Annotated in this window: 11 protein-coding genes; 7 read left to right on the top strand and 4 right to left on the bottom strand. The window is 36.3% G+C overall.

The genetic code is table 11. The annotated features are described in order from the left end of the window. Positions 1-139: 139 nt before the first annotated feature. The 4 genes from ACFFHT_RS00740 to ACFFHT_RS00725 form a co-directional block, all read right to left on the bottom strand. Positions 140-1474 carry a replication-associated recombination protein A gene (locus ACFFHT_RS00740; RefSeq protein WP_382372532.1) on the bottom strand — a complete coding sequence of 445 codons (1335 nt, stop codon included), beginning with the start codon at positions 1472-1474 and terminating at the stop codon, positions 140-142. An 11-nt stretch (positions 1475-1485) separates the two neighbouring features. Further along, the gene (gene lolA / locus ACFFHT_RS00735) at positions 1486-2103 is read right to left on the bottom strand and encodes an outer membrane lipoprotein periplasmic chaperone LolA (RefSeq protein ID WP_382372536.1); all 618 of its coding nucleotides are present in this window, start codon (positions 2101-2103) and stop codon (positions 1486-1488) included. Positions 2104-2111: 8 nt separating this feature from the next. Next, complete coding sequence (locus ACFFHT_RS00730) at positions 2112-4991, bottom strand: DNA translocase FtsK (protein ID WP_382372530.1); 2880 nt, start codon at positions 4989-4991, stop codon at positions 2112-2114. A gap of 97 nt (positions 4992-5088) precedes the next feature. Next, positions 5089-5784 carry a FadR/GntR family transcriptional regulator gene (locus tag ACFFHT_RS00725; protein WP_382372528.1) on the bottom strand — a complete coding sequence of 232 codons (696 nt, stop codon included), beginning with the start codon at positions 5782-5784 and terminating at the stop codon, positions 5089-5091. A gap of 193 nt (positions 5785-5977) precedes the next feature. Between ACFFHT_RS00725 and ACFFHT_RS00720 the strand changes: the two genes are divergently transcribed. The 7 genes from ACFFHT_RS00720 to ACFFHT_RS00690 all read left to right on the top strand — a co-directional run. After that, on the top strand, positions 5978-6871 hold the full coding sequence (locus ACFFHT_RS00720) for a 2-dehydro-3-deoxygalactonokinase (protein WP_382372526.1): 894 nt from the start codon (positions 5978-5980) through the stop codon (positions 6869-6871). Position 6872: 1 nt separating this feature from the next. Next, complete coding sequence (locus ACFFHT_RS00715) at positions 6873-7505, top strand: 2-dehydro-3-deoxy-6-phosphogalactonate aldolase (RefSeq protein ID WP_382372525.1); 633 nt, start codon at positions 6873-6875, stop codon at positions 7503-7505. Positions 7506-7519: 14 nt separating this feature from the next. After that, positions 7520-8668 carry a galactonate dehydratase gene (dgoD, locus tag ACFFHT_RS00710; protein WP_382372523.1) on the top strand — a complete coding sequence of 383 codons (1149 nt, stop codon included), beginning with the start codon at positions 7520-7522 and terminating at the stop codon, positions 8666-8668. A 44-nt stretch (positions 8669-8712) separates the two neighbouring features. After that, positions 8713-9720 (top strand): TRAP transporter substrate-binding protein, encoded by a 1008-nt coding sequence (locus ACFFHT_RS00705; protein ID WP_382372521.1) that lies wholly within the window; start codon positions 8713-8715, stop codon positions 9718-9720. A 68-nt stretch (positions 9721-9788) separates the two neighbouring features. After that, complete coding sequence (locus ACFFHT_RS00700; protein ID WP_382372519.1) at positions 9789-10328, top strand: TRAP transporter small permease subunit; 540 nt, start codon at positions 9789-9791, stop codon at positions 10326-10328. A gap of 10 nt (positions 10329-10338) precedes the next feature. Further along, a complete protein-coding gene (locus tag ACFFHT_RS00695) occupies positions 10339-11667 on the top strand; it encodes a TRAP transporter large permease (RefSeq protein ID WP_382372517.1) in 1329 nt (442 codons plus the stop codon). A gap of 80 nt (positions 11668-11747) precedes the next feature. Further along, positions 11748-12185, top strand: a 438-nt coding sequence (locus ACFFHT_RS00690; RefSeq protein ID WP_382372515.1) for a helix-turn-helix domain-containing protein, incomplete at its 3' end; no start/stop codon positions are given.

Below are 12185 nucleotides of genomic sequence, written 5' to 3'. Positions count from 1 at the left end.
AAAAAGTAGGCTTAAAGCCTTGTACTATAAGGCTTTAAGCCTACTTTTAGCAACAAATTTGTCTATTACACCGATTTAATTGATGATAGATTCTCTTATAACCATAAAATAAAACGCACCTTTGGGTGCGTTTTCTATTTCACTTTATTTTATTAGCTTCTCTATCTAGTTGAGCTAACCAATCTAATTTCTGTTTAATTTTGATTTCCATACCACGTTCATTAGGAAAATAAAGTTTAGTACCTTTTAATGGTTCAGGAAAATAATTTTCACCTGCTGCATAGGCATTAGGTTCATCGTGAGCATAACGATAGTTTTTTCCAACGCCTAAATTTTTCATTAATTGGGTTGGTGCATTACGTAAATGGATAGGCACATCAAAATCAGGATATTCGGTAGCGAGTTTTTTAGCTTGATGAAAAGCAAGATAAACTGCATTACTTTTAGGCGCCGCGGCAAGATAAACAATCGCTTGTGCAATAGCTCTTTCACCTTCGGCAGCGCCTACACGTGTATAACAATCCCACGCATTAAGAGCGACATCCATTGCACGAGGATCTGCATTACCGATATCTTCAGAAGCAATAGCTAATAAACGACGAGCAACATATAAAGGATCGCCACCAGCAGTAATAATACGGGCATACCAATACAATGCAGCATCTGGTGCCGAACCACGAATAGATTTATGTACGGCAGAAATCAGGTCATAATAGCGATCGCCCTGCTTATCAAATCGTGCTTGCCGCTCACCAAGAATATCGACCATTAATTGTTGAGTGAGCTGCTTACCTTGTGGCGTATCATCTGCCATATCGACCATCAATTCTAAACAGTTTAATGCTAAGCGAGCATCACCATTCACATATTCTGCCAACGTATGTAATAGCCCATCTTCGAGTTGTAACGTCAAATTACCATAACCATTCTTTGGATCAGCAATAGCACGCTGTAGAACATCTACAATATCTGTAATGGATAAAGACTTTAATAAATAAACTCTTGCACGAGATAGCAATGCAGAATTGAGCTCAAATGAGGGATTTTCAGTAGTCGCACCAATAAAAATAATCGTACCATCTTCAATATAAGGCAGAAACGCATCTTGTTGTGATTTATTGAAACGGTGTACTTCATCGACAAACAATAAGGTTTGTTGTCCTGCAAATTGGTTTTGTTTAGCTCGATCAATCGCTTCACGAATATCTTTGACACCACTGGTGACCGCCGAAAGATATTCTACTTTCGCATTTAAGCGGTGGGCGATAATTTCCGCTAATGTCGTTTTACCTGTGCCAGGTGGTCCCCATAAAATCATGGAGTGAGCATGACCTGCTTCAATCGCTTTCCGTAGAGGTTTACCTTTACCTAATAGATGCGTTTGCCCAAAATAATTATCTAGTGTTGTAGGACGCATCCGAGCTGCTAATGGGCGAAAATCATCACCAGCAAAGTTAAGATCTAAGTTATCCATTTTATTAGTCACTATTTTTTACGTTGATCATCTAACTCAGCACCTTTTGGTAACGTAAATTTAAACAACGAATTAGGTAATTCAGTGGTATTGATATTGCGTAAAATATAGAGATTAGCTTGTCCATCTTTTTCAATTGTACTAAAGCTATTCAATAACCCATCAGCATTAATTTTAATTGTAAATTGTTTGATATTACTTTTGCTATTACGAGGAGTTAAAGTAAAAATATCATCTTTTTGTTGTACCTGATAATTTGCCCAATGACGCTGATCATTACTTGTCAACAGAACAAATGGCGTATTGTTGACTGCGTCACTAACCCAATTTGCAGTAGCTTGTTCGACAAATGGATCATAAAACCATAAGGTTTTACCATCTGCGACCATTTCACTCTCTTGTGGTGAAGTAATGGTCATTTTAAATAAATTGGGATGTTTGATTTGTAGTGAGCCTTCGCCTTGCTGTACAACTTTTCCATCCGCATCTGAAACACGTTGTTGGAAGTTACTACTAAGAGAACTGATATGATTTAAACGTTGCTGTAATTCAGATTTTGCATCTGCTAATGCGTAATTGGTAAAGAGTAATGTTGCAACGCTTAATAAACCTAATAATTTTTGCATAATTTCTCCTTTTAATAATTATTTCTTGGTGCAAGGATCTCCCGTTTACCATTAGTTGGTGTTGAAAGAATACCTTGTTGTTCCATTTGATCTAAAATACGTGCAGCACGTGGAAAACCTAAGCCTAAACGACGTTGTAAAAATGAGGCAGAAGTATTGCCACTACTTAATACAACTTCTACCGCTTCATCAAATTTTTCATCAAGATCGCCACTACTGCTATCACTATTACTTGAATCATCGTTCTCTTCGCTATTTTCAACGATTTCTGCTAAATAGTTCGGTTTGCCTCTTGCTCGCCAATCACTTGCCACCCGAACGACTTCATCATCTGTCATATAAGCACCATGAACACGAATAAGATCACCTTGACCAGAGTAGAGCATATCCCCTTTGCCGAGTAAGGCTTCGGCACCAGATTGGTCTAAAATAGTGCGAGAATCAATTTTACTAGCGACAGTGAATGCAATACGGCTCGGAATATTAGCCTTAATTAGTCCAGTAATTACATCTACGGATGGACGTTGGGTCGCAAGAATTAAATGGATACCGATAGCACGTGCTTTTTGTGCTAGACGTGCAATTAATTCTTCCACTTGTTTACCAACAATCATCATCAAATCTGCAAATTCATCGACTACCACAACAATATAAGGTAATTTTTCTAATGCTGGTGGCATCTTATCCATTGTATCACCTGGTCGCCAGATAGGATTTGGAATTGGCAGATTCATTTCAGTAGCTTGATCAATTTTACTATTGAAACCCTCAATATTTCGTACATGTAAAGCAGTTAACAGCTGATAACGGCGTTCCATTTCATCGACACACCAACGTAACGCATTAGCCGCTTTATTCATATCGGTAACAACGTTAGTTAATAAGTGAGGAATGTCGTTATACATAGAAAGTTCAACCTGTTTTGGATCAATCATAATAAATTTCACTTCATCAGGTTTGACTTTAAATAACAAACTTAAAATCATTGCATTTACTCCAACAGATTTTCCTGAACCTGTTGATCCTGCAACTAATAGATGTGGCATTTTAGCCAAATCAACAACAACAGTTTTTCCGCTAATATCTTTTCCTAATGCCATTGAAAGTGGTGATTTTGCTTGACGGAATTCATTACTACTCAACACTTCCCTTAATAACACACTATGGCGGCGATCATTTGGCGTTTCGATTCCAATGTAAGGTTTACCAGGAATAACCTCGGCAATACGAATAGAGCGGAACATTAAGGCACGAGCTAAATCAGTATCAATACTGGTGACTTTAGAGGCTTTCGTACCTGGTTGCAATTCGATTTCATAACGTGTTACTACTGGACCAATAGTGACATTACGCACAGTTGCTTTTACACCAAAATTGCGTAATTGATGTTCAATACGCCGTGAAGTTTCCTGAATTTCTGCTTCCGTAATATCTGTCGTCATTGGTTTGCCTTCATTTAATAAATCAAGGCTTGGCAATGGCGTTGTTGGCTTCACGGTTGAAATTGGATCTGGCTGCAATAACGGATGTATCAATGTATTGGCATAGGGTTTATAGTTTGGCGAATTCTCTACTGGTTCGTCTTCTGTTTCAGTAGATAATAAAGTGTCTAAAGCATTTTCTTGATTTAATGCTTTTGCTCGATTAACCATTTCAGCTTGTTTTTGTTGCTGCATTGCCAAAAACTCTTGTCTTAAACGAACAAAATCTTCATTGTCATCATCATCAACAACATCTTCTGTCATTTCTTCCGTATCAACTTTTGTCATTGTAGGGGCTAAATTCACCGTAGGCATAGCGATATTGTCAGTTTCAGACTGCCACGCTTGATGCGTTTGAAATGTTGTTATTTCCTCTGCGGTCGGTGTAGTTGATAATGTAGTAGATAATGATACTTTCGGTAGTTCAGTAATATCATTGGTATCAAAAATCGGAAATTCGACTTTATTTAAATTATCTTTGGTTTGGTTAAATTCTGCTTGAGTAAACTGAGCAGTAATATCAACTGGTTTAGTGAGGTCTTCTTCTGTGATTGTTACTTCAGATGTTGTATTGTCACTATTCGAAGATTCCACTGTTGTAGGAGTTAAGCCAAAAATAGTTGGATTGACAAATTGATCTTGTTGCAAATGTGCTGCTGCAAGATTACTAGGAATATTATCTACTGGTTTATTGGTTTGTTTTGGTAGTGGCAATTCAATTTGTTCATAATCTGCAAGTGATTTTTCTGTTTCAATGACTTGATCTTCATTTGTTTTATTTTCTTCATTCGCCATTAACCAATGATAAAAACGAGGGAAGATTTTAATAAATGAATTTCCAGCAGAGAGAATAAAACCGCCAATGGTTGTGCCAAGTGCAATCAAAGATAATATCCAAGTACCAACATAAGGAATAACGAGATGAGAAATGACAGCACCAATTACTCCACCAGAAAGATGATAAGGACTATCAGGTAAATAGAGCGCGGCAAGTGTAGATAAACTAATTAAAAATAATAAAAAACCAAATGTTCGTAAAAAGAATATTCCGCCTTTGAATTCAGTAATGGGATGATAACGCAATAGATAAAGCGGGATTAAAAAGACAAAAAATGGAATTAGGTTCCCAACAGAACCAAATAAGGCAAATAAAATATCAACAGTCCAAGCACCAAATGCTCCTGCTTTATTAATAACAGTAGGCTGATTACTGGCAATCGTCCACGCATTATCTGCAGGATGATAAGATGTCCACGCAACTAATAAATATAAGCCAAAACAAGCAATTAAAAATAGCCCTAGATTAAAGAGATAAAGATTTGAACTAAGGTATTCTCTTTTGATTTCAACTTGTTTGAACTGGGATAAATTGAGGTTATTGAGTTTGATATTTTTAATTTTATTGATCATTGTTTTTGATATGTTTTTTATCTAATTTTTAGCACCAATTTAAGTTGCTATGATAGCAACTCAAACTGGGTTAGACAAATTTCGTATTGAGGGAATATTATAGGTTTTCAATGAGATGATATAAGTCTTGATTGGGTAAAATTTTGGTTACGGCATTAGAGATAAGTTGTTTTGATATATCCTTTGCTTTTTGTGCTTCTCTCATACGAATAGCTTCTAACAAATCACCATGTGCATTTACAGCAGTAATTGATTCACTTAATTCTTGTTCTAAGGTTCGATTATAAGATACTGACATCGCAGTAGATAACATAGCATCAAGAGAAGATAAAAACGGATTTTTACAAGAATTAACGATAGCGCTATGAAAAATTTTATCCCCTTCAAGAAAAAGGTCTCTTTTATTCTCTTTTATACTTTCCTGCATTAATTGATATCCATGTTCAATTTGGATGAGATCTTGTACAGTGGAAGATAGTGCAGCGATTGCGCAAATGTTGGGTTCAAATATTAAGCGTGTAATTAAAAGATGTTGTAATAACGTAGGACTAATATCTTCTTGCGAAAAAAAAGTAAGAATGTCCTGATCTAACCAATTCCATTGCTCTATTTTGTTTATTACGCTGCCTCGTTTAGGAACAATAGAGATAACGCCTTTATTCGCAATCGTTTGAAGTGCTGCGCGAATAGATGTGCGAGAAACATTAAATTCATTTGCAAGTTCTATTTCACCAGGGAGTAAATCACCTTCAACAAATTGACCATTGAATATCTTAAGAATGATATTCCGCATAATGACATCCGATTTCAGCATGATTTTCCTTATTTATTTTTATTTAATGTTGTTAACAGTAACTTCATTATACATTTTTCTCCTCTTGAAAAGATAAAAAATTTTTGATCAAAAATGGGATCTTAATCACAGAAAGTTGCTCATTTTTTGATTATTATTCTTGTCATACAAGATTGTTATTTTTTGGTGTATTATGATTGTTGTTGACTGGGGTACTACAAATTTTAGAGCTTATCATGTAGTGAATGATAATGATATAAAATTGTTAGAAAACAATAACAAAGGAATGAAATTTATTCCAAATGGGATGTTTGAACAAGAGATCTATCAATTATTTAAACAGCATGATTTCTTGTATGACTTAAGTGGTGAAGTAGTCTGCATGGCTGGTATGGTTGGCGCAAAAAATGGTTGGCATGAAGTGCCTTATTTAGCTGCACCAACTAGTTTAGAGAGATTAGTTTCTGGTTTATATAGTTTTGAACTATCTTGGGGTGTTCCAGCTTTTATTGTTCCAGGAATGTCAATAACCAATAAATTTGGTTTATTTGATGTGATGCGTGGTGAAGAAACCCAATTGTTGGGGCTACGTAAACTTGTAGCAGATGACACTTTATCAGTCATTCTTCCAGGAACACATAGTAAACATGCGACAGTAAATAATGATCAATTAACAGATTTTTGTACCATGATGACAGGTGAATTATTTGCGTTATTGAATCAATACAGCATTTTAACGCAAGGTATGCCTGAAATTTATGACGATGAAGAAGGATTTTTGCAGGGTGTTGAGATTGGATATGATGTGCCTTTATCTAATGCTTTGTTTTCAGTAAGAACACAATGTCTGAATCAAAAACTATCGAGTAAAGCGGTAAGAAGCTATCTATCTGGTGTGATTATTGGAAATGAAATTCAACAATTATCTAATACCCTTACACACTACATTATTGGTAGTAAAGGAATTGCTACACGTTACCAAACAGCGTTATCCCATTTAGGTTATCACTATCAACTTGTTGATGGAGAAACTTGTTTCTTACAAGGAATAAAGTTTATTGCAAATCAGTATCTAGAAGGAAAGTAGCATGAGTATTGAAAATATATCTGGAAAGTGTCCTCTCATAGCCATTTTACGTGGCATTAAGACCGAAGAAGCAGAGCAATATGTTTCCCATTTAATTGAGTTAGGTTATTACTTTATTGAAGTGCCACTAAATAGTCCAAATGCGTTAGAGACAATTCGTTTATTACAAGAAAAATTTGGTGATCGTTGTTGTATTGGTGCAGGTACGGTAACGGATGTTGAATTATTAAAACAAGTATTAGCAACTGGTGTGAAATTGATTGTTACACCAAATGTAGATCTAGAAGTAATTAAACTCGCTAACGCCTCTAATTGCCTTATCTTTGTTGGAGTCATGACACCAACAGAAGCTTTCTTAGCCATTAACTCTGGTGCAACAAAGATCAAAATTTTCCCTGCCGAATTAGTGGGACCAACCGGATTTAAAGCCATTCTTAGTGTATTACCAAAAGAGGTAAGTTGTTTTCCTGTCGGTGGAATAAAAGCAGATAAAGAACAGATGCAGCGTTATATCTCTCTTGGTGCAAAAGGATTTGGATTGGGTAATGCGTTGTATTCAGCAGGAATCTCTTTAGAAGATTTCATTAGCAATGCAACAAAATTTAAACAAGTTTGGGATGAAATTGAACAGTAGTTTGGAGTCATAGAATGAAAATCGTTGGATATGAAACTTATATTGTGCCACCTCGTTGGGGATTTTTAAAAATTGTTACCGATGAAGGAATTGTTGGTTGGGGAGAACCTTGTTTAGAAGGCCGTACACATACAGTACATGCCTGTGTTGCTGAATTAATGGAATATTTGATTGGTAAAGATCCTCACGATATTGAAGATCACTGGAACGTCTTATATCGTTCCTCTTTCTATCGAGGTGGTCCAATCATGATGAGTGCTTTAGCAGGTATTGATCAAGCATTATGGGATATTAAAGGTAAAGCGTTAAATACACCTGTATATCAATTGCTTGGAGGAAAATGTCGCGACCGGATGCGTATGTATTCATGGATTGGTGGTGATCGTCCAGATGATGTGGCACGCATGGCGAAAGAACGCCAAGAAGCTGGCTTTACTGCAATAAAAATGAATGGTACGGCAGAACTCAATTTTATTGATGATTATTCAAAAGTAGATGCGGTATTAGCACGAGTACAGGCAATTCGTGATGCTGTAGGTAAAGATTTTGGTATTGGTATTGATTTCCATGGTCGAGTCCATAAAGCGATGGCGAAAATTTTATTAAAAGAATTAGCTGTGTTTAATCCAATGTTTGTGGAAGAACCAGTTTTAGCCGAGCACTTTGATGCAATTCATGAAATCGCACGTTATGGCGCCATTCCAATAGCTACAGGCGAACGCATGTATTCTCGATGGGAGTTTAAACATCTTCTACAACGTGGTGGCGTTGATATTTTACAACCAGATGTTTCTCATTGTGGTGGTATTTCTGAATTAAGAAAAATTGCCACTATGGCTGAGGCTTATGACGTAGCACTTGCTCCACACTGCCCATTGGGACCAATAGCCTTAGCTTCATCATTACATATTGATACAGTTTGCTTAAATGCAGTGATTCAAGAGCAAAGTATTGGTATTCATTACAACCAAGAAAATGATGTTTTAGATTACATGACGAATAAGGAGGTCTTCGAATTTAAAGCAGGTTATTGCGATATTTTAACTGGTGCTGGTTTAGGGATAGAAATTAATGAAACCTTTATGAAAGAACAAAATGATAAAGGTGCTCATTGGCACAACCCAATCTGGCGAAATAAAGATGGTTCTTTTGCCGAATGGTAAGAAAACAACAATTTCCGTTACTAATTTTTTAGAGGAATATCAAAATGAAATTATTAAAAAGTGTTTTAGCTTGTTCTTTAGTGATGTTTTCTGCAAGTGTGTTTGCTGCTGAATATGAGTGGAAATTCCAATCTTCAGACCAACCTGGTGATGATGCGTTTAAATATCAGGAGCAATGGGCGAAAGATGTGAAATCATTGTCCAATGGGCGTATTGAAATTACAGTACTTGGTGCAGGTTCAGTTGTTGAACATAACCAAACTCTAGACTCTATTGGTATGAATATTATTCAAGGTGATTTTACTGACCCATCTTATTTCTCAGGTAAAGATCCTGCATTTGCTTTATACGGAAACTTAATTGGTGCTTGGAGTGATCCTAAAGATTTAATTGATTTCATGTATAACGGTGGTGGTTTTGATGTTGCGAATGAATTATTGAATAAATATGGTGTACAACTATTAGCAATCAGTACCGTAGGTGGTGAATCACTCGTTTCTAAAAAGCCAATTCATAATATTAAAGAGTTACAAGGGGTAAAAGTACGTGCGCCAGAAGGGCTTGTACAAGCATTATTCAAAGGTTTAGGTGCTGCACCAGTAAATCTTCCTGGTTCAGAAGTTTATACCTCACTTGAAAAAGGGGTGATTGATGCTTCTGACTATTCTATTTTCGCACGTAACCAAGCTAATGGTATGAACGATATTGCGAAATATCCAATTTATCCAGGTTGGCACTCAATGCCGATGAACCAAGTAACATTGAATAAGAAAATTTATGATAGCTTGCCACAAGATTTAAAAGATGTTTTAGCTAAAGCTGGTAAACAATACGCAGAAGGCTTCTTAGGTATGCATCAAAAACTTGATGAAGAAGCGATCAAAAACAAAAAAGCAGATATTACAGTGGTTTCTTGGTCACCAGAAGAAGTAGCCAAAGTGCGTGAAGTGGCAACGCAAATGTGGCCTGAATGGGCGAAAAAATCACCTATGTCAGAAAAATTCTACAATACTGTTATGAAATATTTGAAAGACAAAGGCATGATTAAATAAATATTGAATCTTAAATAGCCAAGTTATAACGGTAGCTTGGCTATTTTTCTATCAATAGGGGAAAGAAGATGGAAGATTTAAAAAACACCCCAGCAGAAGTAGAAGAAAAGCTCACGAAAATTGATAAGCTTATCGAGGCTATTGGGCATAAACTTTCTTGGGGATATTTATTGATTGTGGTGATTTCGTTTTATGAAATTATTGCAAGATATGTATTTAACTCACCAACCGATTGGGTACATGAAACCAGTATTGCGCTAGCTGGGTTTTTAATGGTGTATGCAGGGCTCTTTTCTTATGGACGTAATAAACATATTCGAGTGCCTATTTTATTAGATCGCGTTTCTGCTAAATGGCGTAATCGTTTAGAAATTTTTAGTGGAATTATCACTTTACTTTTCTTGGGACTATTAGCGTACTCTAGCTATTTTGTAGCGTACAGTGCAGCAGTTTCTCCTACAGGTGAGATTGTATTAGAACGTTCTGGTTCGGCATGGAATCCACCTATTCCAGGGTTATTAAAAGTCGCTATTTTCGTTTTATTTGTGTTGTTTTTTATCCAAGTGATTTGGAAATTAAAACAACGTTTAACTAATAGTAACGAATAAGGAGAGAAATATGTTTGGTCTCAGTGGTTTAGGTATTGATGTTGTCACATTAATCTTATTTTTAGTGATGTGCTTTTTATTGGTAACTGGGGTACCGCTCGCATTTTTAACGGGATTAATTGCGACATTACTTGCTGTAGGTTGGTTTTCTCCTGATGTATTGCCGATGGTTGTAAATCGTGTTTATGGGTTTATGACAAGTTATTCGTTGCTTGCAGTGCCAATGTTCGTATTAATGGCATCACTTTTAGATAAAACAGGAATTGCCAAAGATCTTTATAATGCAATGTGGTTAACCACTCGTAAATTTAGAACTGGTGTAGCATTACAGACTGTATTAATTGGGGTATTCCTTGCAACGATGTCTGGAATTATCGGTGGTGAAACAGTTTTATTAGGTTTATTAGCGTTACCACAAATGTTACGGTTAGGATATGACAAAAAATTAGCTATTGGTACAGTGGTGTCATCTGGTGCGCTTGGAACAATGGTACCACCTAGTATTGTATTAATTATTTATGGTTTAGTCGCTTCTGTTTCTATTGGTGATCTTTTCACCGCAAGTTTTATTCCTGCATTTTTATTAGCTGGAATGTATATTCTCTACATTGTGATTCGTGGACGTTTAAATCCTCGTTTATTACCGGATATTCCAGAAGAAGAACGTAATGCGCCAATTTCAAAAGCAGAAAGACGTAAAGCACGTATTGATATTGCTTTACCAGCAATGATTGCCTTAATTGTATTAGGAAGTATTTATGGGGGAATTGCTTCTGTTACTGAGGCGGCAGCAGTAGGGGTAATTGCTGTTATGGCAGTATCACTTTATCGTAAAGAGCTCAACTGGAAAGTGATGAAAGAGGCTTCTTATACTACGATGCAAACCTGCGGTATGATCATGTGGATTGGTATCGGTGCGTATATTCTTGTTGGTATTTATAACCTTGTTGGTGGAAATAAATTCGTTGAATCTATGCTAGTGAGTTCAGGATTACCTCCACTTGGTATTATTCTTATCATGATGGCAATCTTATTAGTATTAGGTTTATTCCTTGACTGGATTGGAATTGCAATGTTGACGATGCCAATTTTTGTGCCAATTGTACAAAATTTAGGTTATGACCCAATTTGGTTCGGCGTATTATTCTGTGTCAATATGCAAGTATCATTCTTATCACCGCCATTTGGTCCTGCAGCTTTCTATTTACATAGTGTGGCACCGAAAGGCGTTGAGCTAGTAGATATTTTTAAATCGGTATTACCGTTTATTGCTATTCAAATCCTACTCTTAGCATTATTACTTACTTTCCCTGAAATTGTTTTATTTACCGTTAAATAGTTGATAACAAAAGGGCTATCGAGTGATCTGCACCCCTAAAGTTGGACTTATTATCCAACAGACAGAGGTGCAGATTTTTTATGACCAAATATAACCAAACATTTAAACAACAAGTGGTAGATTTCTACTTTGAACACGATGAAAGTCTTTCTTTAACCTGTCGTACATTTACCGTGCCTAAACGCACATTAGAGCGTTGGATTGCCCAATATCAACATTCAGGGATACACGGTTTAGCTGTGCTTCATACTAAACGTACTTATACTCCCGACTTTAAATATCACGTCATACAAACGATTCAAAACAGAGACATGACAGTTGAACAAGCCAGCCTACATTTTGGTATTCCTAATTCGGGTGTCATTAGCCAATGGTTGAAAAGCTTTCAACAATGCGGTATAGAAGGATTACAACCAAAACCCAAAGGACGACCTGCGATGAAAAAACCACGCTATGCCAAAATGCCCTCTCCACCGAAAACAGAAGAAGAACGCTTACACTTAAGAATTCTCGAATTA

The organism is Gallibacterium melopsittaci (assembly GCF_042433085.1).
Lineage (GTDB): Bacteria > Pseudomonadota > Gammaproteobacteria > Enterobacterales > Pasteurellaceae > Gallibacterium > Gallibacterium melopsittaci.
The sequence above is the reverse complement of the archived record's forward strand: the minus strand, read 5'-3'. Positions and strand labels throughout refer to the sequence as shown.